General features: G+C 36.5%; 21 protein-coding genes and 1 tRNA gene. 4 read left to right on the forward strand and 18 right to left on the reverse strand.

The genetic code is table 11. The features are described 5' to 3' along the window. Position 1 precedes the first annotated feature (1 nt). From GYV61_RS07230 to GYV61_RS07270, 9 genes are all read right to left on the reverse strand, one after another. Positions 2-649: a glycoside hydrolase family 73 protein gene (locus GYV61_RS07230; RefSeq protein ID WP_046324524.1), complete on the reverse strand. Its 648-nt coding sequence runs from the start codon at positions 647-649 to the stop codon at positions 2-4. Between the two features lie 164 nt (positions 650-813). Continuing rightward, positions 814-899, reverse strand: a tRNA-Leu gene (locus GYV61_RS07235). A gap of 73 nt (positions 900-972) precedes the next feature. Beyond that, complete coding sequence (locus tag GYV61_RS07240) at positions 973-2724, reverse strand: ABC transporter ATP-binding protein (protein ID WP_174795321.1); 1752 nt, start codon at positions 2722-2724, stop codon at positions 973-975. Positions 2725-2801: 77 nt separating this feature from the next. Further along, a complete protein-coding gene (locus tag GYV61_RS07245) occupies positions 2802-3482 on the reverse strand; it encodes a MarR family winged helix-turn-helix transcriptional regulator (RefSeq protein WP_174795322.1) in 681 nt (226 codons plus the stop codon). A 105-nt stretch (positions 3483-3587) separates the two neighbouring features. Further along, on the reverse strand, positions 3588-4043 hold the full coding sequence (locus GYV61_RS07250; protein ID WP_174795339.1) for a SprT family protein: 456 nt from the start codon (positions 4041-4043) through the stop codon (positions 3588-3590). A gap of 1 nt (position 4044) precedes the next feature. After that, a complete protein-coding gene (locus GYV61_RS07255; protein WP_174795323.1) occupies positions 4045-4743 on the reverse strand; it encodes a glycosyltransferase family 32 protein in 699 nt (232 codons plus the stop codon). Positions 4744-4746: 3 nt separating this feature from the next. After that, a complete protein-coding gene (locus tag GYV61_RS07260; protein WP_174795324.1) occupies positions 4747-6177 on the reverse strand; it encodes an oligosaccharide flippase family protein in 1431 nt (476 codons plus the stop codon). A 3-nt stretch (positions 6178-6180) separates the two neighbouring features. Beyond that, the gene (locus tag GYV61_RS07265) at positions 6181-7326 is read right to left on the reverse strand and encodes a CDP-glycerol glycerophosphotransferase family protein (RefSeq protein ID WP_174795325.1); all 1146 of its coding nucleotides are present in this window, start codon (positions 7324-7326) and stop codon (positions 6181-6183) included. 125 nt (positions 7327-7451) lie between these two features. After that, the gene (locus GYV61_RS07270) at positions 7452-8300 is read right to left on the reverse strand and encodes an aldo/keto reductase (protein ID WP_174795326.1); all 849 of its coding nucleotides are present in this window, start codon (positions 8298-8300) and stop codon (positions 7452-7454) included. A 277-nt stretch (positions 8301-8577) separates the two neighbouring features. Here GYV61_RS07270 and GYV61_RS07275 point away from each other — a divergent pair, with 277 nt between their 5' ends. Continuing rightward, the gene (locus GYV61_RS07275) at positions 8578-9318 is read left to right on the forward strand and encodes a CPBP family intramembrane glutamic endopeptidase (protein ID WP_174795327.1); all 741 of its coding nucleotides are present in this window, start codon (positions 8578-8580) and stop codon (positions 9316-9318) included. Between the two features lie 156 nt (positions 9319-9474). On the opposite strand, the gene GYV61_RS07280 is transcribed toward GYV61_RS07275, so the two are convergent. The 7 genes from GYV61_RS07280 to GYV61_RS07310 all read right to left on the reverse strand — a co-directional run bounded on the left by GYV61_RS07280 (position 9475) and on the right by GYV61_RS07310 (position 15835). After that, complete coding sequence (locus GYV61_RS07280) at positions 9475-11718, reverse strand: ATP-binding cassette domain-containing protein (protein WP_174795328.1); 2244 nt, start codon at positions 11716-11718, stop codon at positions 9475-9477. Next, positions 11708-12142 (reverse strand): MarR family winged helix-turn-helix transcriptional regulator, encoded by a 435-nt coding sequence (locus GYV61_RS07285; protein ID WP_174795329.1) that lies wholly within the window; start codon positions 12140-12142, stop codon positions 11708-11710. Before GYV61_RS07285 ends, GYV61_RS07280 begins: the two co-directional genes overlap by 11 nt. Before the next feature lie 142 nt (positions 12143-12284). Then, positions 12285-12818, reverse strand: coding sequence for a ClbS/DfsB family four-helix bundle protein (locus GYV61_RS07290; protein ID WP_174795330.1), 534 nt, complete (start codon positions 12816-12818; stop codon positions 12285-12287). 147 nt (positions 12819-12965) lie between these two features. After that, the gene (locus GYV61_RS07295) at positions 12966-13619 is read right to left on the reverse strand and encodes an amino acid ABC transporter permease (protein ID WP_122025784.1); all 654 of its coding nucleotides are present in this window, start codon (positions 13617-13619) and stop codon (positions 12966-12968) included. Between the two features lie 16 nt (positions 13620-13635). Beyond that, a complete protein-coding gene (locus GYV61_RS07300) occupies positions 13636-14274 on the reverse strand; it encodes an amino acid ABC transporter permease (RefSeq protein WP_174795331.1) in 639 nt (212 codons plus the stop codon). Further along, complete coding sequence (locus GYV61_RS07305) at positions 14271-15086, reverse strand: glutamate ABC transporter substrate-binding protein (RefSeq protein WP_174795332.1); 816 nt, start codon at positions 15084-15086, stop codon at positions 14271-14273. The genes GYV61_RS07300 and GYV61_RS07305 overlap by 4 nt, the downstream gene beginning before the upstream one ends. 11 nt (positions 15087-15097) lie before the next feature. Further along, positions 15098-15835, reverse strand: a complete 738-nt coding sequence (locus GYV61_RS07310) for an amino acid ABC transporter ATP-binding protein (RefSeq protein WP_122025782.1) — start codon at positions 15833-15835, stop codon at positions 15098-15100. Positions 15836-16166: 331 nt separating this feature from the next. On the opposite strand from GYV61_RS07310, the gene GYV61_RS07315 reads away from it, so the two are divergent. Continuing rightward, positions 16167-16616 (forward strand): GAF domain-containing protein, encoded by a 450-nt coding sequence (locus GYV61_RS07315; protein WP_238786764.1) that lies wholly within the window; start codon positions 16167-16169, stop codon positions 16614-16616. 59 nt (positions 16617-16675) lie between these two features. Here GYV61_RS07315 and GYV61_RS07320 read toward each other — a convergent pair whose 3' ends face one another. Both GYV61_RS07320 and GYV61_RS07325 read right to left on the reverse strand, forming a co-directional pair. Further along, the gene (locus GYV61_RS07320) at positions 16676-19345 is read right to left on the reverse strand and encodes a calcium-translocating P-type ATPase, PMCA-type (protein ID WP_174795334.1); all 2670 of its coding nucleotides are present in this window, start codon (positions 19343-19345) and stop codon (positions 16676-16678) included. Between the two features lie 241 nt (positions 19346-19586). Further along, positions 19587-21989: a phosphoketolase family protein gene (locus tag GYV61_RS07325; RefSeq protein ID WP_174795335.1), complete on the reverse strand. Its 2403-nt coding sequence runs from the start codon at positions 21987-21989 to the stop codon at positions 19587-19589. A 283-nt stretch (positions 21990-22272) separates the two neighbouring features. Here GYV61_RS07325 and GYV61_RS07330 point away from each other — a divergent pair, with 283 nt between their 5' ends. Both GYV61_RS07330 and GYV61_RS07335 read left to right on the forward strand, forming a co-directional pair. Further along, positions 22273-23037, forward strand: a complete 765-nt coding sequence (locus tag GYV61_RS07330; protein WP_122025778.1) for a DeoR/GlpR family DNA-binding transcription regulator — start codon at positions 22273-22275, stop codon at positions 23035-23037. A 4-nt stretch (positions 23038-23041) separates the two neighbouring features. Next, positions 23042-23413 carry a bacteriocin immunity protein gene (locus GYV61_RS07335; protein WP_122025777.1) on the forward strand — a complete coding sequence of 124 codons (372 nt, stop codon included), beginning with the start codon at positions 23042-23044 and terminating at the stop codon, positions 23411-23413. Positions 23414-23581: the final 168 nt, after the last annotated feature.

Consider the following 23581-nt stretch of genomic DNA (forward strand, 5'->3'; position numbering starts at 1 on the left):
TCTATTTATCAAAACGGTCAAGATTGTATTCTTCAATTAATTTAATCAGTTTGTCCGCATAATCAGGGTCGGTGGCATAGCCATCTTTAACTAACGCACGAGCCTGAGCCTCATAATTTTTGGCTGCCAGAACGTGCCGGTACTGCTTAGCATCCCAAGTTGTTCCCTTTTGGAACAGCCGCGCATGAGCCCTGATTGAAGCTTCATAAGAGTCATAAATTTGAAAGCGAGCTTTGATTTCAATCCACTTACCTTTTTCAAATTCTTTGGTTTTTAAGACAGCAGAGGTATTAGGGTTATTCCCCTTGACGCCAAAGAGGTTATTGTATTTTTGCGAAAGATCGCTTTTACCATAATCACTTTCGAGGCAGGCTTGAGCAATTGTAATACTGGGTAAAAGATCAAAAGATTTATCTACTTCTTTAGCTATCGGTCCAATTTCGCGGATAAAAGCCTTATGCTGTCTGATAATCTTTTGCCTTGCCTCTTCACGCGCAAGTTGCTCTTGTCTAATCTGTTCAGACTGAATTGCCTGCCTCCGATAATAACGAAAAGCCACAAAAGCAATTATTAACAAAAATAAAATAATAAAAGTTCGCATAATGATTGCTGTATTAGATAACTTCTTGCTTCTTCGTTTTCTCGCCATTTGTTTTCCCTTGCTTTAAAAAATCTCTTCTTAAGTATAACCTCTCTTAATTATAAAACTATGCAACATAATTAATTTTTAAAATAAAGTTAGTCGGTTGCAAAATAAATCTGCTTAAAAAAATTAAGCACAAAAAAATGGAGCCAAAGCTCCATTAAAGCAAATGCGGGCAAGAAGACTCGAACTTCCACGATCTAAAAGCGATCACAAGATCCTTAGTCTTGCGCGTCTGCCATTCCGCCATGCCCGCAACACATTCAATACTATAACCCAAAATTGAATTTAGCACAAGAGTTTTCTTAATCATTTTTATGTAAAAGCGGTTAATTTACCATCTGCTCGGTGACATACTTGGCGTATAAACTATGCTTTTGCATCAATTCGTGGTGGGTTCCATGGCCTGTAACCTTACCGTGTTCTATAAAATATATTTGATCGGCATTAACAATCGTAGCCAGTCGGTGTGCAATTACCAAAGTAGTTCTGTTAACCATCAGTTTATCAAGAGCTTGTTGCACTTTTCCCTCTGATTCTGAATCGAGACTTGCCGTAGCTTCATCCAGCATTAAAATCTTGGGATCACGTAAAAAGGCCCGGGCAATAGCTAAGCGTTGCTTTTGACCACCAGAGAGCTTAATTCCGCGCTCACCTATTTCAGTCTCCATCTGATCAGGAAATTCACGGACAAATTGGTCCGCATAAGCCAAAGAAAGTCCATGCCAAAGATCTTCATCGGTCATCTTTTTAGTTAAACCATAAACCAGGTTTTCCCGAATTGTTCCAGAAAAAATAGCACTATTTTGAGAAACATAGCCTATTTGGCAGCGCCAATTTGCCAGGTCAATATCTTGAATATCCTGCTCTCCAATAGTTATTTTGCCACTATCCGGTTGGTAAAACCGCTCTAGTAATGCAAAAATAGTTGACTTCCCGCCACCGCTGGGACCAGCAAAAGCAATCACAGAATTGGGTCGTGAAACAAATGAAATTGACTGTAAAACTGGTTCATTTTTCACATAGCTGAAATTCAGATTTTGTGCAGTTAAAGTTTTATTAGTTAAATCGCAGGTCTGTTGACCCAAGTTCTTTTCGGGCTCCATTCGTAAAATTTCTTGGATACGTTCAGTTGAGCCTAAGGCTTTTTGAATCTGGGAGAAAAAGGTGGCAAAATTGGCAACAGGGCCAATAACATTAAATAAGTACAGTAAAAAGGCCACTAATGAACCACTTGTTAAAGAACCTTGACCAACGCGAATAATGCCAAAAGCCAAAATGCCGGCAAAAGCAGCCATCATCAAGGTCATAATGATTGGCTGTAAAACAGCTTCGACGCGTGCGTCTAAAACTCCAATAGTGAAAATTTTATTGATTCGGTGATTACCAGCTTCCTGCTCATGTTTTTCGCCGTTACTGGATTTAATTAAGCGGACCTCAGATAGTTTTTCACTGACCTCACCATTAAATTTGGCTGTTTCCGCTTGTAGCTTCCGACCTAGTCTCACCATTATGCGACCAACCGGTAATAAAATTACTACCACAATAGGAACTACGACAAACATTAAGGTGGCCATTTCCCAATCCATCACAAATAAAATGATTAATGAGAAAAATAATTGGATTGCGCCGGTAATAAAATTAGGAAACTGCGAAGCCAGTAAATCTTTTATTATTCCAGTATCATTGACTAGTCGCGAGCTGCTTTCACCCACTTTATTAGCATCAAAATAAGTAACAGGTAATTTTAACAGGTGAGCCCATAACCGTTCACGCAGGGTCTTGACTACGCTTTCACCAAAATAGCGCAGTACGTATCCGCCCAAAGTTCCTAAAACTAGCTGCAACACAAAAACCACGATGATAATAACTAAACTTGAATAATTAAAGTTATCCCATTTACTAGTGTCCACCAGCTGCCTGGTTAATAAAGGTAATGCTAAATTGGCCGCACTTGTGATAAGACTAAGTAATAAGCCAATTATGAACAAAGACTTTTTCACATTTAAACTTTTTAGCAGGTCTAAAAAGTCACTAATTTTAACATTTTGCTTTCCATCTTTACGTGACTTAAATGCCATAAAAGATACCGGCTTTCCTTATTTAGACTAAATAAAAAAGTTTTTCAATAATTGAAAAACTTTAATCATGTTGCTAATTATAAATCTTCATCTTCATTATGCCAAAATTTTCGCCAAAAGTCGCGGTCATAACCGTGCATCTTATCATAATTGCAATAATTTCTGTTAAAATCAGCGCGAGGGCAGTCATGATGGTAGTGATGCCGTTCATGCATATGATGACACATAGCGCGCATATCAGATCTTGAAAAGTTATGCTCAGCGGCATATTCACGCCATTTTTTAATTCTTTCCATTCGATAGGTCGGATCAACAAAAGAACTGGCTTTATCCTTAAAATCATCATCCCAGCCCGCAGCAATTTTTTGCAGATACTGCCCAAATTGCTCTTGCTCTTCCGCAGTCAAACCAGCAAAAAACGGTGCAGTATCTTGCTTGGCTTTTTGTTCGGCTAACTTTGCGGCCTTTTCTTTTCCGCTCTCTGTTAGATAAACTCGTTTAACCCGTTTATCCTGCTCATCAACTTCACGTCGAATATCGCCTTTTAACTCCATTTTTTTCAATAATTCTGCTAAAGAGCCCGGCTTCAGAGCTAAAATCTCAGCCAGATAATTTTGAGTTAAGCCGTCTTCCAACTTTAAGATTGCTAAAACTCGTTTTTGACCAGATATCGGCTCTTTATTCTGAAACAGGTAGTAGCGACTGGCACGCATAATAAAATGAAGTTGTTTCATTAATTGATCACTTGTTTGACTCATAGTTAAACTCCTTTAATAAAAAGTTAGGTACCTAATATATTTTATAAATTAATTATAGTTTGGTACCTAACATTTTGTCAAACAAAAATGTTTAAATTTTTTTATTCATCCGTAGTCAACCAGTTTTAATTTACCTTTACAATGACCACACGCATATCGTCGTAAATTTAACCGGCGAACTCGCCAATAGTTTTGTCCGCAAACTGTGCAAATGTATAAGTATTTTGCTCTTCTTTTGCGCCTGAGACCAATATCTGGTGCATATCTTGAACCACCAACTTTATTAAGTAAAACTTTAAAGTCATGGTCTTGATGACGATATCCTCTGTGATTTAAATGTAGGTGGTAATGCGTCAATTCGTGCTTAATTATGCCAATCAATTCTTGATAATATTGCGGCACTAAAAAATGCGCATTAATTTCAATGTGGTGATCATCTAAGTGATACCGACCACCAGTTGTTGTCATGCGCTTATTAATTTTTACTTTGTGCTTAAACTGTCTGCCAAAATATTTAAGAGAAACTTCTTGCACCAGGTTCTGTAATTCTTCTTCAGTCAGATTATCTGAAAACTTTGGCATATAGTGCTGCCTCTTTTTTCGTTTTGATCCTGACTTTCAGAGCTGTCACTATTTTTCTTTTCAGTGGCTTAGCTCCTTCCATCCATGTTCCGGTAAAAACATGGATGGTCTTTGACTGCGCAGAAGGATTACAAAGTACGCCATCCGGATAAACGTGTATACCGGTCTGCAATTGCTGCTCCTTGTTATTAGGCTGAGCACCATATTTATTTTTTAAAATATCAGATACAGAAACAGTATTCACTCCTGCTAATTGGTCTTGTTTGTCAAACGTAAAATTACGGTCATCATAATAAGAAAGCATGTCTTTAATCAGTGGATGACCTTTTTCCGCTCCAAATACTGCTGTAAAAGGATTATCCTTATTTTCAAAGCCAACAAAAGCTTTATTATTTAACAAATCGTGTAAATTATCCAAAACTAAAACATCCGTATCCATATAGATACCGCCCATTTCATAGACTGCTTTAGCTCGAATGTAATCTGAAACAAAGGCCCATTTTTTAGCTTGATATGCTTGTTCTACATATTTATTTTCGTGAATATCAAAATTGTGTTCGTTCCATTCGATAATTTGATAATCCTGCAAGTGCTTTGACCAGGTCTTCATGCAACGCTGAATATTTTGTGGTTTAGGGTTACCCCCTACCCACACATAATGAATTATTTTGGGAATCATTTATTAACCTCTGGTAAAAAATTTTTTCAATAACAAAATTATGTCTTGGTTAAAATCAAGTTTTAACAAAAACATTAACGCGATATATAAAACAAACATAATGATTGATTTGCAGAGCATATTAAGAAATGCCGAAGCAAACATTTGGGGCAAAAGGAGACCTACTAGCAAAACAATAGCAGCAATTATAAAATACTTGGGAATTTCACGAAAAGAGTATTTAAAATCGTAACCATCCCGCACAATCCACAAACGCAAAAGTAAAACTATAAACTCGGTTATTAAAATTGCTATCATAGCACCTGTTGCACCGTACAGTTGATCCAGAAAATAGCTTAATATTACTTCCAAGAAAGCACCAACTATGACTGGAATGGCATAATCGCGATCTCGATGATTGGCAAGCGCAAATTGATTAGCGAATACTCCGCCAGTTGGAATCATAATGATAGTGAGAGTAAAGAAAAACATCAATGGCGTCATAGGAATGAATTTATGACCGAAAAAGAAGGGTACAAATTCCTTGGTATTAGCCATAATAATAACTGCAAACAAAGTGCCCAGCATAACCGTCGCTTCAAGGGACTTTTTTAAAACTATTCGTTGTTCTTTTTTCCCCTCACCAGCCATTTTAGGCATGATTACCAAGGATATACTAGTGACAATACCCAAAACCATGTTAGAAATTCTTTGGGAATTGTCATAAAAAGCAACCTGGGTTGAATTTTGAAAAAGACCCAAAATAGGTTTATCAAGCGAGGTATAAATTTGGGTAGCAATTTGGGGAATTAACAGGGTAATGATTGCTTTAACAGTCGCGCGGTATTGATAGAAATGTCTGACCGGTCCACCAACATAGCGGTGAATGTCAAACCAAAAAACAAATGAACCCAGCATTGTTGAAACTGACATGATCAACATGTACTTCCAGAGATCACCCGGACTTTTTACCCATAATAAAATTAGGATAACAGAGACCAGCTTAACCGCAGTATTTTTTAAAACCACACGGCCAAAATCAGCTAATCCCTGAAAAAACCACGAAATATCAACTTGAGCTGAAATAAGATAGGGCACCATTAATAGTAAATATTGCCCATATTTAATCTTAAAAAAGCTGGTAACAGCAATTACAATCCCAATTGTGACAAATCCCGCTATGGCCTGAAAGTACCATAAGCCCCAAAATGCTTTAGTTAAATCCTGCTCACTGCCGAAAGCTCTAATCTGAGAAATAGTCCTCATCCCAATATAGGAGACTGAAAGAGTACAGAAAATCATTAAAAACTGAACAATATTATTAACGTTGCTGTAAATACCATACGTTTTGGGACCCAAAATTCTCGAAAGATAAGGAACTGTTATTAACGGTACTAATACTAGAAAAATTTGGTAAACCGCATTATATAGAATATTTAAAAAAGTTCTTTTCACAACTTACCCTCTAATACTCTTTAACAACTCAACTACATTGGCGCAACTTGATTGGTTCTGAACCTGATTCGTTAATTTTAGCCAGTAACGCCGTTTCGCACTGTATTGATCTGGCATTGTCAGTGCTTGCATTAGCTCTTGCTGTGTCTTTACACATATTCCAGGTACAATTTCTTCATAAGGACCCATTAAGAGGCCACGCTTTTCTTCGTATTGTCGTAAATAATTGGTCACAAATATTATCGGCTTATCAATATTTAAATAATCAAAGTAAATTGAGGAAAAATCAGTAATCAGAAAAGCAGTATTACCCAAAAGCTCATAAAGGTCAATATCTTGCTGATATAAATAATCATTATTAAGAAAGACAATATTAGAATAATTACTCTGCAAATGCTTAAAAAGTTTCATTTCATAAGGATGCAGTTTCACTATTAAATATTGGTGATTCTTTTTTAATGAATTATTTAACTGCTCAATGTTAAAATCAAACAGAGTTAAAAAATTACCCTGTTGAACCTGGTCCATAATTTGGTTGTCTTCCATTTCATAACGAAATGTTGGCATATAAATACCAATTTGCGCCTCATCATCCTGAGTTTTAAATAAATCACTGAGAAGCTGTTTTTTACTAATAACTGGATTTTTCAAAGCATCAATACGAGGAAAACCCGTTTTGTGATACTTATTAGATTCAATTCCGCAGCAGGCACTCATCAAGCTTTCATACAAATCGCTGCTTGAACAAACTATATCAGCATTTTTTTGCCATAACTTAGCATTGCGCAGGTCAACTTTGGAACTAGTATTATTGGCCACGAAGCCCATGCGTTTAAGGGGTATACCGTGCCAAAACTGAATATTAACCTGCCTGGCATGAACTTTAAATGGCTGATGTGTGGTCAACACAAATTTCGCTGCCCCAATTTTTCGCCAAGTTTTAAGTGGCAAATGTGAGGATGGCCAAGGCTCTACAATAGTAACTTCATATTCGGGATGGCTTTTTTGCAAATATTTACCAAACAGATAGCCATTTGAGCCAGAACGACCTGCACCATTAAGAACAACCACTTTATTACTTTGTATTGGTGTAAAACGAGCAATTAGTTTCATTGCCGTCAAATATAACCGAAATAAAAAACTTTTCATTATTTAACTTCCCAATTTCTTACCTAGTATAAGGGTACAGAAAAAGCCTGAGATAACTCAAGCTTTTTTACTTTATTTTTTAGTTTTTTAATGATTATTGCTTATAAGGACAATTAAAACTCGTTTTAATAAATTGCTAGGGGCTCTTTGTGTTCAGGCTTAGGATATGCCTTTCCTAAAATTTGCAGGTCTTCTGGGGTTAGCTCAATATCCAAAGCTTTCAGGTTGGATAATAAATGCTTTGAACTACTGCTCTTTGGTATTGCCAAAACATCGGGCTGTTGCATTACCCAGGCAAGTAAAATTTGATAAGCACTTGCCTCGTGTTCCTCAGCAACTTGTAAAACAGCCTCGTTTTTCATCATTGTGCTGCCCATTTTTGGTCCACGTCCTAAAGGACTATAAGCAATTAGTGGAACGTGATGCTCTCTTTGCCAAGGTAAAAGACTATATTCAATTCCCCTGGTTTCTAAATTATATAAGTCCTCATTAACTACACAATTTTGGCCTTCCGGCAGTTGCCATAATTCCTGCATATCGTCTATATCAAAGTTCGATACGCCCCAAGAGCGAATTAGTCCCTCATTTTGTAAAGCTTGCAATTCAGAAACGGTCGCAGATAAAGGTACCATTCCCCGCCAATGATATAGATATAAATCCAGATAATCAGTTTGGAGCCTTTGCAAACTGTTTTGCAAACTTTGCCGCATTTTTGATCTAGACGCATTTTGCGGTAAAACTTTAGAAATCAAGAAGATTTTTGCGCGTTGATATGGTTTAATGGCTTCGCCCACCAACTCTTCAGAGCGACCATTTCCGTACATTTCAGCGGTGTCAATCACACTTAAGCCTGCATCAAGACCGGCTCTAATTGCTGCTATTTCTTCATCTCGAAGTTTAGGATCATCTCCTATTTCCCAAGTACCTATTCCTAGCGCTGGTAATACTTGATTATTAATTGTGACTTTTTTCATATAATGAACCTTCTTAATTAGTTAAATAAATATATTTTGAGATATAAAGTTGATGACTGCTGGTTTTAAATTTAATATAAAACAAATTAAAATACTGTTAGCTTCCAAGATAATTGTAGCACTTAGCCAGAAAGTTTATTAATTTATAGGTTATTTTTGAATTTTAGCGCAAGGCAATTTAGCTAAAAATTAAATTTAATTTGTGATACTTTCACAAGCCAGCAAATTGTCTTTTATAAATTAACAATATAAAATCAAAATAAAAGGAAGAATAAACATGGTTAACAATTTAAATAGTTCATACAAATTATCTGGTAAAAAATGGCTGATAATATTACTCTCAAATTTGATAGCATACTGCTGTTTGATTATGCCCGGTGTGCAAATCCCGGATTCTCTAATTTTTGACGAAAGTCATCCCACTTTAATAGCAGCAGGCTTTCAAATCTTAGTAGTAACTGTCTTTCTGATAATTCAAATAATCGGAGTGCAAATTGCTACTGGGAGTAAATGGCAGCAATTATTTCATACTCCTCGTGCCAAAGAATGGCTTTGGGTTCTAGTCTTTTTCATTTTAGCTTATTTCGTATCCGTTGTTTCAGGAGCGATTTCTCAGAAGTTGTTTGGTGCTGTTTCTGGCAATGCAGCTGCTGGACTAACCATGAGTACACCCCACGTTTGGCTCATTTTCATTTATCAGCGCTTCAGCAGTGCTATTCAAATATTGGGTGAGGAGTTTTTAGCAATTATGCCTCTGTTAGCTGTGACCCAATTAGCTGATTCTATGCACATGCCACTCCCGCTTTTCTGGGGCAACATTGCTTCAGCTTTAATATTTGCTTTACTTCATTTGTCAACTTATGATTACAATCTGGGTTATGTCATTTTAGGATTAGCATTTACACGTCTGGTTTTAAACTGGGCTTTTATCAAAACGCATAATATCTGGGTAAGCTTTTTAGTACATTTCTTGTTTGATACATTAGCTTTCCTAGTTTTATTATTAGTGACAAAGTAAAAATAATTATTGACTAACAAAAAAATGATAGCTGGAACTATGTTCAACAGCTATCATTTTTATTTTGTAAAATATTAAAGCAAAAATTAGTTTCTACTGCCGCAAATAATAAAAATTTAGTTTAAAACTATAAATTTTATTGTTTTTTTTTAGAACCTAAATGCCAAAATAATATCTTAACGCTCTAGCCGTTAAAGTTTTTTGCTTAACTAATTGCCTAGGGATACCCGCAAACATAATTTTGCCTCCTTTATTGCCTGCATTAGGACCTATGTCAACAACCCAGTCTGCCTGTCCAATTAAGCGTAAATTATGCTCGATAACAATAATTGTTATACCGTACTTAAAAATAAGATTTTGCAAAAGATTAATAAAGTCCTGAACATTGTATTCGTGTAAACCACTAGTTGGTTCATCCAAAACTAAAATTTTACTGGACTGACCTAAGAGAAGTTTAGCCAATTTAAGCCGCTGCAGTTCACCTCCTGAAAAAGTATCTAACGATTGATTTAATTTAATATAATTTAGGCCTACTTCTTTTAGTATTGCCATTGCGTATTTGAGAATAGGAAACTTAGCAGCAAACTCTGTAGGACTTAAAGCCATAGCTTCTGCAATATTCATACCGCAAACTTTCAGTTCTAACACCTTTTGTGAATAACGTTGCCCGTGACAAGAGTCGCAAGTCGTAACAGATTCACCAATATAGGCCAAATCAAGTTTAAGTACTCCCTTACCCTTACATACGGGACAAGCTCCTAAACTATTAAAAGAAAACAAACCTGAAGATTGTCTGGTAGCCTGAGCAAAATACTGTCGTAATTGCTCAAAAACATTTAAATAAGTTAATACGTTTGATCTGTTACTACCATGAATTTCATGTTGGTCTAATATTGCAGCCTCTGGATATCTTTTTTTGATTAATTTTACTAAACTGCTTTTACCTGAACCGGCAACACCAGTAATTGCTGTCAGTGACTGTTGAGGTATTTTAGTTTTTACATTATGCAGGTTATTTAAAGATGCGTTATTTATATAATAAAACTCTTTAAATGATTTCTGCTTGCTTTTTAGTTTTCCTTTGTGACGCAAACTTTTTCCCGTTAGTGTATTACTTTGAATTAAATCTGCAAAATTTCCTGAAAAAGTAACATAACCGCCTTTATTTCCAGCAAGCTCTCCTAAATTGACAATCTTGTCGCTAATTGCGATTACTTGGGGATCATGATCAACAATAACGACCGTATTACCCTTATCTCTTAGTCTTTTAAAAATGTTGTTGATGTTTTGAAGATCATATGGATGCAGCCCTACACTGGGTTCATCAAAAATATAAAGCAAGTCTGTTAAATCACTGTTTAAATAATTTGCCAATTTGACTCTTTGAGCTTCACCTCCTGATAAAGAAGCAGTTGTTCTGTTTAAATTCAAATATCCTAAACCAGCATTAATTAAATTAGTGAGCTTAACTTCTATTTCCTCTATGATAACTTTAGTCTTTGCATCATTAATATTGTTCAGCCATTCCTTTAAGTCAACTAAACTCATCATACTGCAATCAGCAATATTATTATTATTAATTTTAGCAGAAAGTGCTTTCGCATTTAGCCTTTGCCCATGACAAGCTGGACAGACCTTCACTTTAACAATCTTCTTTAAATCATTTTGGTATTGAGAATTATTTTTGCTTAAAAAAGTTTGAGTTATCCTGGGGATAAGACCAATATACTTCGCACTTTTATGCCATTTTCGCGTTGGGTTTGGTGGTACTTGCTTCTCACCATTCAATAACAGAGTAATTTTTGATTCAGACCATTTTTTTAGTGGTAAATCATTATCAAAAAAGCCTGACTCAGTATAACGAGTTAATCGCCAACCACCTGGTTGAAAGGTAGGAAATTCTATCGCTCCTTCATTAAGTGATTTGCTCATATTCAACAAATCCTCTGGAATAATTTCTCTAACTTCTCCTAATCCTTGGCATCTGGGACACATGCCCACTGGATTATTAAAAGAGTAGTTCATTGAATAACCAATAAACGGCTTTGCCAAACGTGAAAACAACAATCTCAATGCTGAATAAATATCAGAATAAGTACCAAGAGTTGAACGCTTGTTGTTTCCGATACCTTTTTGATCAACTACTACAGTAAATGGCAAATTTTTAATTTTATCAACTTCAGGTTCTTTAAAATGAGGTAAAAGTTGCTGTATATAAGCACTGTAAGTCTTATTAACTTGCCGTTGAGCCTCAGCTGCTATTGTGGATAGTGCTAATGATGATTTGCCTGCACCAGAAAGACCAGTGATGACAGTAATTTTATTTTTGGGAAATTCAACAGAAATGTTTTTCAAATTGTTTGTACGTGCGCCTTCGACAATTATTGAATTACTTTTCATTTTTAAGCCGTTCTTTTTTCAAAATAGCTATTAACTCATTAGCTGACAAAATAAATTGTTCCTGCTCTTCTTTTGTCCAAATTGCTTTGGCCTGACTGTATAACTGATTGTGCTTTTCAGCGATACCATTCATAAACTTAATCCCATTTTCAGTGATCTCTGTTATTATCTCTCTATGATCGTGTATATCTGGAGTCTGGCTGATATAACCTAAATCTCTTAATTTGGTAAAATTTTTAGACAATTTGGCTTGTGTAATACCAAGTTGTCTACTTAAAACAGTAGGTTTACTAGAATGTTCTTGTAAAGCATTCAAAATATCGTATTGCAACCAGCTTATTTGACCTGGATTCACCAAGTTTCTTTCCGCAACCAGTTCACATTGCAAATTCATCAAGGTCTGATATAATGCTTTATTTTCCATTATAATTTCTCTTTCTAAATATTTTCTTTTTAGAAATTATATCTGTAAAGAAATCAAATGTCAACGAAGTAAATTATTTAACTAATCAAAAAAACAGATAGTCCTTTTGATATGACTATCTGTTTTAGTTTGCTTCTATTTCTTATTTCAATGATCTTTGATATTTACGCAATTTTTTTAGCGCCCATTCATAATGACTAGAGGTATTTGCAATAAAGTACGTGCCTAAAGCGTTCGTTCCAGTCCAAGGAAATACCTTCTTTTGGAAAAGTTGATCCTCAGTAAAAGTATCAAGTAAAGCCATCGTTTGCTTATGACTTTCCGCCAATAATTTTTCAGCTTCTTCTAGCGCAGTAGCTTGGTGCTTTTCCCAAAATTGCTGATTCATTTCACCATAATTGCGCCAATTGTACCCTTCTGGTAAAAATTCTTGTGCATGACCGGCCTGATTGTTTTTAACCCATTCCAGTAATAATCTCTGCCATTCATATAAATGAATCAACACGTCACGAACATTGCGATCTCTTTTCCAATGGGCTTCTTTTAATTTACTAGTATCAAAGTTGAAGCTACCTGTGCGAGCATCTTCCGGCAACTTAGAAATCAAAGCAACAATCTTTTGGTAAGATGCATTACTTGCATCTATTAATTCTTGTTTGGTTTTAGGACGAGGCATAAGTTCTCCCTTTTAAATTTAGTTTTTATCTTTATAGTATTTTAACATATATGATTATCTAATAATAAATATTTCTAGCAGCTTCTTAAATACTAAAAAAGCACCTCACAATTAGTGAAATGCTTTAAATAATAAAACGATCTTCCTTTAAGACAAGTGCTTACCAATCACATTACCAATAATTGACAATGTAAAACAAACAGCAAAATATAAAACCGCAAGTGCAGCAAACATTGGTAAGATATAGTTTGCATCTTGTCCGTAAATAACTTGTGCATGTTGCATCATTTCAGGAACAACAATAATCGTTGCGAGAGATGTATCCTTAATGAGGGAAACAAACTGACTAATAATTGCAGGAACCATATTTTTATAAGCTTGTGGCAAAACAACATGCCATAGTGCTTGTACAAATGACATTCCTGTAGACCGAGCCCCTTCCATTTGACCAACAGAAACAGACTGAATACCCGAACGTACAATTTCAGCAATCATACTCGATTCGAAAACAGTCATGGCGATTATCGCTGCTGGAATTGTTTCTGGTCTTAAGCCAAAGTTAGGTAGTCCAAAGTAAGTAAAGAAGATAATTAGAAGTAACGGAATATTACGAATAATATCAATTACAAAGCCAACAATCTGTGAAACATACTTTATTTTAGAATACCTGATTATGCCTAAAATTGAACCAAAAATGAAACTTAAGATAACCGAAATTACTGAAATATAAATAGTTACCCAGAGGCCCATCAACAAAAAGCGCACATTAAGCCATGAAAAGGCATTAATCCAATTTTGCATTTTCTAATACCTCCTTCTAACCTAATTTCTTTTCTAAGTGTCGCATGTAGTAGCTAATTGGCAAAGTAACGATCAGGTATAAAACACCTACAACTAAATAACTGTTAATGGTGTCAAAAGTAGTAGACGCAATTGAGTTTGCCTGGTACATCAAATCAAACCCTGCAACAAAGGCTAAAACTGAAGAGTTTTTAACTAAGTTAACGAATTGATTACCTAAAGGCGGAATTACTATTTTAAATGCCTGAGGCAAAATAATGTAACGCATTGCCTGCCAATAGGTCATACCGGTTGATCTGGCTCCCTCCATTTGCCCGTTAGAGACCGATTGAATACCTGAACGAATAGTCTCCGCAATAAAGGCAGAAGTATAGAGTGTTAAGCCAATAGTTCCTGCAGTAAAGCCATTGATTTTGACAATATACATCGGAATTACTAGATAGAAAAACATAGTGATTACAAGCAAAGGAATGTTACGCATAATTTCTACATATGCATGGCCAATTACACGCATTACTTTACTTGGAAGAACTTCCATAATTGCAAAAATTGTTCCAATTATTAAACTGAAAAATAGAGCAATTACACTAGATAATACTGTCCAGCCTAAGCCTACAAATAGCTGGCTGCTGAATTTTGAAAAAATATTAATCATCGGCGATACAGCTCCTTATACTTAAATCCTGGAACGTCGCCAAACCACTTTTTAATTAAGCGATTATATTCACCGTTACGCTGCATTTCAAGTACTGCCTTGTCTACAGCTTCAGTAAATGAGGTTTGTCCCTTATTAACCGCAACACCGTAAGGTTCAACAGTAAAAGTGCCACCACGAACTTCGTAGCCCGGGTTCTGCACTGCCAAACCAAATAAAATTCCGTTATCAGTAGTAAGAGCATCTCCTTGATGTGACTTCAATGCATTCATTGCCTGAGCATAATCCTGCAATTCGATCACTTTAGCTTTGGGAGCTACCTTTTTTATGTTTGCAACCGAATTGGCACCTACAACACCAATAACCGTCTTACCATTTAGATCTTTTGTACTTTTAATTGAAGAATCCTTAGGAACTAAAAGCGATTGACCAGCATCAAAGTATGACTTTGAAAAAGAAATAATCTTTTTACGCTCTGGCGTAATCGACATCGTAGCAATCACAGCATCCACATTACCATTCTTTAATAGAGGAATTCTGGATTGAGAGGTTGTAGTGACAAATTCTGCCTTACCCTGAGGACCTAAAATATGCTTCGTAAGATGTTTAGCCATATCAACGTCAAAACCTTTTTGCTGGCCATCACGAACATCGATTAAACCGAAAAGCTTAACGTCACCTTTAACACCCCAAACAATCGTATTAGATTGCTTAGCATTTTTTAAAACTGATTGATCATTAACGCTTTTACCACAGCCGGTTAACATTAAAATACATGCCAATAAAGGAAGTAGCCAAAATTTCTTTTTCATAATTGGCCTCCTTAGTGAGAAATAATTTTACTCAAAAATTGTTGTGCCCGCTCCGTCTTTGGCTGTTTAAAGAAGCTCTCGCTATCATCATCCTCAACAATCCGACCCTGATCCATGAAGATAACTCTATTAGCCACCTCTTTGGCAAAGCCCATTTCGTGAGTAACGATTAATGAAGTCATACCACTTTCGTTGGTAACTTTCTTCATAACTTGTAAAACATCATCAATCATTTCCGGATCAAGAGCAGACGTTGGCTCATCATATAAGATAAGCTTTGGCTTCATTGCCAGAGTTCGTGCTATTGCAACACGCTGCTTTTGACCACCGGAAATTTGTGAAGGCATATTATGTGCCCATTTGCGTAACCCAACCATATCGAGCAAGTCTAATGCCTGTTTTTTATTTTCTTCTTCAGGAATATGGCTTACTATTCTAGGTGCCAGCATAATATTTTCCAGTACATCTTTATTCTTGTACAAATTAAAATGCTGGAAAACCATCCCAACATCACTACGTAAAATATTGAGATTAGTCTTTGGGTCAGAAAGATCGTGACCGTTAACTACCAACTTACCCTTCTGGATTGATTCAAGTCCGTTAACGGTCCGTACAAGTGTACTTTTACCAGAACCGGATGGCCCGATCAGAACCACCGTCTCACCTTGATCAATCTGTAAATTAATGTCGTGCAGTGCATGAAAATGGCCATAAAATTTTTGCACGTTATGGAACTCTATCATCGACATTGTCATCGCCCCTTTCATAATCAATGCATGAAATAATAAGTTGTAGTTTCTATTTTACTATAACGGTTAAGAATTTTAAAAGTAATACAGTTTTTTTAATAAAAATTTAGATAAAGCTCTGTTTGATTTACGTCAAACTAAAAGTCTGTTAGCTCCCGCCATATAAGCAAATATTCAATAATAATGGCTATATTGTATGTTCAATACTAATATTTTTTTGTCAAAAAATGTGATTTATCATTAAAAATATCTGTGAGAAATTTATTTCAATTACAGATTGGTACTTTTAAAAAGAGTTAAACTGGCTTACACTTTCATTAGGAGAATGCTTATGGAAAAAATGAAAGATTACAAGTTGATTTTGAAACAAGCTGATAATTTGCTTCAAAATGAGCATGATTTAATTGCCAATATGAGTAATATTAGCTCGCTGCTTTACAATAGTTTACCTGAAATTAGTTATGCAGGTTTCTATCGTTTCAAAGATAACGAATTAATTTTAGGACCTTTTCAGGGACCTATTGCCTGCATGCATATTCCAATCGGAAAGGGAGTCTGCGGTGTCGCTGCAAAAACTCAGCAAATTCAAATCGTGCCCAATGTTCACGAATTTTCCGGTCATATTGCGTGTGATGCTGCTACAAATTCTGAAATTGTCGTGCCGCTTATTAAAAATAACAGTATGCTTGCAGTTCTTGATCTTGACAGTAACAGTTTCAACAGATTTGACAAAATTGATGCTGAATATTTACTAAAAATAGCTGAGCTTGTTTCAAAATAAACTAAAAAAGTTCCACAATCTAAATTAAGATTGCGGGACTTTTTATTTTAAAGATACTTTTATTTCTTGCCTGCTAGACGTTGACATGCTTTGACAATTTCAACTATCACGATCATACAAATTCCGGCACCTAAAACTATCAACCATTGTGTGGAATTCAATTCCGTGACATCAAAGAATTTTGTCATAAACGGCAACTCTACTGCTGCCATTACCACGGCAGAAATTAATATTGCCCAGTTAAACCACTTGTTGGCAAAGGTTCTTCTTGAAAAAATAGATTGGTGAATATACTTAGAGTTGAAAGCATGAAACAGTTGAATTAAGCCTAAGGTAAGAAAGGCCATAGTTAATGCATCACCATGTTGCAAGTTAGCATCATTCATATGAGGGCCAAAATTTAATCCTAGCTGATAAGTGGTTAAAACAATAGCACCCTCTAAAATTCCCTGGTAAACAATCGAGCTTGCGACTCCACCACTGAAGAAGTTTGATTTTTTACCCCGTGGTGTCCGCTTCATGATGCCTTTTTCAACTGGTTCAAGCCCTAGAGCAATAGCCGGTAGCGTGTCGGTAACTAAGTTAATCCACAATAGTTGAACAGGGGCTAAGATGTCCCAGCCTAGCATCGTCATCATGAATACTGTCAGAACTTCACCGACATTACAACTCATCAAGTAAAGGATGGCCTTTTGGATATTGCTAAAGACTTTACGTCCTTGTTTGACAGCTTCAACGATCGTAGCAAAATTATCATCCGCTAAGACCATATCACTGGCCCCCTTAGAAACTTCGGTACCGGTAATCCCCATACCTATCCCAATATCAGCCTGCTTCAAACTAGGAGCATCATTAACGCCATCACCTGTCATGGCCACAATTTTGCCTTGTGCCTGCCAAGCTTTGACAATGCGAACCTTATGTTCAGGTGAAACTCTGGCATAAACGTTAAAATCTGCTACGTGCTTTTCCAGGTATTCATCACTGAATTCATCCAGTTGTGCACCAGTAACAACCCGTTCATCTTCACCAGGTTTTAAAATCCCTAATCTTTCCGCAATCGCTTGTGCAGTTACCTGAAAGTCACCTGTAATCATAACGGTCCTAATTCCGGCATTATGGGCTTCAACAATGGCCTTTTTGGCTTCTGGACGTTCCGGGTCGATCATTCCTACTAACCCAGCAAAAATTAAATCTTGTTCAACATTATCAGTTGAAGGGTCATCATATAACTTCTCAACCGATTTATAGGCTAGGCCCAGAACTCGCAGCGCATTTTTAGCCATATTTTGATTAGCAAGCATAATTTCGTCTTTTTGCTTTTCGCTAATTGCACTAACTTTGCCGTCTAGCTCAATCCGGGTTACTCGTTTCAGCAGCTGATCCGGTGCTCCTTTAACAGCTACAAAGTAGTTTCCATTGTCTTCATTGACGGTGCTCATCAGTTTACGACCAGAATCAAACGGCACTTCCTGCAGTCTTTTATGACTTGTAAGTAGGTTATGCACATCTATCTTTTGATCAAGAGCGTATTGAATTAGGGCAGTTTCGGTAGGATCACCCAGCAATTGATTACTTTCATCAAGTTTAGAATCATTAGCTAAAACCATCGCCATTAAAGCATGATTATCATGACTAATACTGCTGGAAGATTTATGTGCTTGATTATCATAATAAATCTGCTCAACTGTCATTTTATTTTGGGTTAAGGTACCAGTTTTGTCGGAACAAATGATGTCTGTTGCGCCTAAGGTTTCAACTGCAGGTAACTTGCGCACAATAGAATTATGTTTCGCCATTACCTGCGTGCCTAATGCCAAAATAATAGTAACAATAGCAGGCAGTCCTTCTGGAATAGCTGCAACTGCAAGTGACACGGCCACCAAGAACATGTCAATTGCTAATTTATCTGTTGGTTCCGTTCCTTTTTTGGTAAAAAAGCCTACAACAAATACCACAGCACAAATTAGCAGAATCATGATCGTCAGCGTCTTACCTAACTGATTAAGGTTGCGCTTTAATGGTGTATCCGTTTCATCAGTGTTATTAAGCATTGTGGCAATTTTACCGACTTCAGTGTTCATTCCCGTTTCAGTAACTATACCTTCACCGCGGCCATAGGTCACATTGGTATTGGCAAAAGCCATATTGTCCTGATCTGCCAGTGCCACCTTTTCATCATTAATAGGGGCGACATTTTTGTCAACTGGAACTGATTCACCGGTTAAAGCGGATTCTTCAATTTTAAGGCTCTTGGTAACAGTTAAGCGCAAATCCGCTGGAACTACATCTCCTGCTTCAAGTAAAACCACATCACCTGGTAGTAATTCTGGACTGGGAATTTCAACAATCTGACCATCTCGCCGAACATGAGCATTAGGAGTAGCCATTTTCTTTAATGCGTTAATTGCTTCTTCCGAGCGTGTTTCTTGGAAGACGCCTAGGACCGCGTTCAAAATAACCACTATCATAATTATTGCAGCATCTGTCCATTCTTGTGCGACAAAGCCTGAAAGTAGCGCTGCAACTATCAAAACAATGATCATGAAGTCTTTGAATTGAGCCAAAAAACGTTGCCAAATACTAGTTTTCTTTTTGCTGGCCAAACTATTAGTGCCATATTTTGCACGCAAGGCACTAATCTGACTGGTCTGCAAACCTTGACTAGTTGATGTTGACAACTCTTGAGCTACATTTTCAATTTCTTGGTTATAAAATTTCTGGGGCATTGTTACCTCCTACTAACAAAAAAGAGACCCATATGTTTAACACACACAAGTCTCACTATTTAAGATAAGTCCAGAAGGATTCCTTCGGTTGTTGGGCTTATCGCAAGTAATTGCTGTTACTCCCTCATGATGATATTTATTATAAATAAATTTTTTATTTTTAACAAGAATAAGACTATTAAAATTAGCTAAAACAAAAACAGTTTCTGTCACTTAGAAACTGCCTTCGCTCAATGTTCTGTTAATTAAGACCAGTCCATTGCCATTCTGTAACTTCAGGCATATCTTTACCATTATCACGAATGTATTGGTGATGCTTAGCAAGCAATCTGTCCATTTCTGCTACAAAGCCGGCACTCTTTTCAGCGTAACGAGGAACACTTAAAATGGCATCTTTAGCTAAGTGGAAGCGATCAAGTTCGTTAACTACCCGCATATCAAACGGAGTAGTAATGTCGCCTTCTTCTTCGTAACAGTGAATGTGAACGTTGCTGCGTTTGCGACCAAACCAGATTGACTGCATCATAGCCTTGTAACCGTGCCAGGCAAAAATCACTGGCACATCGCTTGGGAACAATTGCTCAAATTCTTCATCTGAAATTGCTTCTGGATTATCCTTGGTATTCATTAGCTTCATAACATCAATAACATTGATGTAACGAATTTTCAGGTCAGGGAAATTCTTGTGCAAAATATCGATTGCGGCAAGAGATTCCATTGTTGGTTCAGTTTCAGTTGAAGCAAACACAACATCAGGTTTAGCATTATGGTCAGTTGAAGCCCAATCAATGTAAGATAAGCCGTGATTTGCAATACGAGTTGCTTCATCAATTGAGAACCATTGTGGTCTTTCTTGCTTAGAAGTTACCAAAATATTAATACATTCACGATCAGTGAAAGCTTTTTGGGAAATTGCCAATAATGAGTTAGTATCGGCAGGCAGATACTCATGAACTAAATCAGGACGATTCTTTTCATACATGTGAGTCAATACACCTGGGTCTTGGTGGGTATAACCATTATGGTCTTGCTGGAACACAGTTGAAGTTGCAATAAAGTTAAGTGAGGGGTAATCCTTACGCCAATATTGTTCCTTAGCTTTTCTTAACCATTTCATATGCTGGGTCAGCATTGAATCTACAACCCGGCCAAATGATTCGTAGGTAGCAAAGAAGCCATGACGACCTGATAAAACATAACCTTCAAGCCAGCCCTCGTCCTGGTGTTCTGATAATTGAGAATCGATTAAACGCCCGCTTGGCGCCAAGTTTTCATCATTAGGAGTATGAACAGAGCTTTCCCATTGCCGTTTTTGCTCATCAATGAACTTAAACAAGCGGTTAGACTTGGTCTCATCTGGTCCAAAGCCACGGAAAGTATTTGGATTAAGTTCAGCGATTTCATTTAAGTACTTAGCCCATTCGGTCATATCCTCAGCTTCAATAGAACCTGGTTGATCAAATTTCAAAGCGTACTTGCGATAATCAGGCAAGCTAAGGCGCTTAGCTTTTTCACCACCAGCATTAGTAATTGGGTTCATAGCCATTCGACTATCACCAGCAACATTATCCGCTGTTACCACTGCAGTTGGTGTACCATTTTCATCAAATAGTTCTTCCGGTTTATAGCTCTTAAGCCAGTCAACGAGCATATCTTTGTGTTCCATATCATCTTGAGCAACTGGAATTGGGATTTGGTGTGCTCTAAAGGAGTTTTCAATTGGATTACCGTCAAGGTCTTTCTTGGGACCAGTCCAACCCTTAGGCACACGGAAAATAATCATTGGCCAGTGAGGTAAGGTTAAATCATTGTTTTCACGTGCATTCTTTTGGATTGCTTTAATCTCTTCAATGACAGTATCCATTAATTTGGCCATTTCTGCGTGAATTTGCATATGGTCTTTATAACCGTCAAATTCGCCGCCATTATATGCGGAAATAATATAAGGATGCCAGCCCATACCTTCAAAATATTTGGTCAGTTCTTCGTCTGACATTCTGGAAACGATCGTTGGATTAGAAATCTTAAAACCATTAATTTGCAAGATCGGCAGCACAGCACCATCTTTAATAGGGTTAATAAATTTATCACTGAACCAGCTTGCTGCAAGCGGACCAGTTTCAGCTTCTCCATCACCGATTTCCACAGCTGCAATCACATCAGGATTATCTAATATGGCACCAGTACCATGGGAAAGTGAGTAACCTAATTCTCCACCTTCATGCATTGATCCTGGAGTTTCAGGTGCAGCGTGCGAAGCGGAGCCACCCGGAAAACTAAAGCGTTTAAAGAGCTTAGCCATGCCCTTTTCGTCTTGTTGAATTTCAGGATAAAGCTCACTATATGAACCATCAAGATATGAGTTTGAAACCATAACCTGACCACCATGACCTGAGCCTTCAATATAGAACATATTTAAGCCATACTTCTTAATAACTCTGTTTAAATGGGCATAAATAAAGTTTTGCGGTGAAATAGTACCCCAGTGACCAATTGGCTTAGGTTTTACCTCACTTGCTTTTAAATCATGCTTTAATAATGGATTGCTCATTAAGAAAAGCTGACCGACTGATAAATAATTTGCAGCCCGCCAATGAGCGTCAATGCTTTTAAGGAATTCTTTTGAATCATAATCAACTGCCATTTTAATTCTCCCTTAGTTGTTTAGCTTAATTTCATTTTATAAACATATTATAGCAATTTTTGATAAAAGTTCAACCATTTTGAAAATTGGTTCGTCCCAATTTTATAAAAACGTGTTTGTTTAAAGTCAGTAGAGTAAAAACACTATTATTCCTCTACTTTTTATTTACAGATCAGCATATTTATGCTCAAATACTGATAAGTGCTTATTTTTATAGCTAAACGCTGAAAAAGTAGTTAAACAATATTCGCTGTAGTGTTAATTTATTTAGAGGAGAAGTATGATGTCACAGGAAGACCGTCTATTAAAAATCAAGCAAATGCTTAAAAATGAAAAACATTTACGAACTCGCAGCTTAGCACGTTATTTCAATATTTCTTTTGACACTGCTCGTCGAGACGTGGTTCGATTAACCACAACTGGGCAAGCAATCAGAGTTCATGGCGGATTAATTGCTATTGATGAAAATGAGGTGCCTAATTTTCTTACCAGAAACCAAATCGATTCACCTATTAAAATTAAAATGGCCCAGATGGCTAGACGTTTTGTACATCCTAACCAGTGCGATTTTATTGGTCCCTCAACTACTCTTAAAAAATTGTGTGAATTAATTTGTGGTACAGATTTGCAAATAGTCACTAATTCGATTGACAACTCATTAGCATTGATGCAAACAAAATTACCAAGTGTAAGACTGCTGGGGGGAAAAATTGATAAAGAGCATAGGTTTAATTATTCTGTAACTTCACTTGATCTTTTACATAGGATAAGTTTTAATACTGCTTTCATTGGCACCTCCAACGTTAAAGATGACGGTATTTATTCAGCAAAAATGAGTGATTCGGAGTTAATTAAAACCGCATGTTCCAGAGCAAAGCAAGTTATTGTTGTTGCAGAAAAATATAAGTTTGATAGTGAAAATTCTTCTCCTTACATGTCAATTCCACTTAATGAAATTGACGTTTTGATCACAGATTTGCCTTTGTCCGAAAAATTTCAGAAAAATTTTTCGCCGAAGACCCAAATCATTTCGGTTTTAAGGAAGTGAGGTTATGCATAACTTTTTTGGTAGTTTGTTTTCAAAAAAGCAGCAACAACTAATCGAAGAAGTTTATCAGGATTTAGAGCAGTTTTATCAGAGTTTTTACTCTAATATATATAATGAATTGAATATCAATAAATATAAGCAAATTCGTGACGCCATTGGTATGGTCATGCGCAAATTTGACAATCAAGACCATCCATTAGATTATACTGGCAAATTAGTATTGTACATTCAAGCTTCTGTTGTGCTGCAGCATTTGCATCTAACAACTATGCAGCAAAAGCTTCTACAGGATTTAAGTGACAAAACCAAAAAGATTAACTTAAATTTTGTTTATACTGGACGGCTCACGGATATGCAACAATTTAGCAATGTTTGATTTCCTTTTTTATATAGAATGTATCCAAAAAAAAGCAGGCTTGATATGACCCCCAAATTTAGGACAAATTTGGGGGTCATTTTTATGTCTAAATTATCTAAACAAGATAAAATTGAAATCTATCATCTTTGGCATGATTATCAAATCAGCCCTGCTAAGCTAAGTCAG

Source organism: Lactobacillus melliventris, from assembly GCF_013346935.1.
GTDB lineage: Bacteria > Bacillota > Bacilli > Lactobacillales > Lactobacillaceae > Lactobacillus.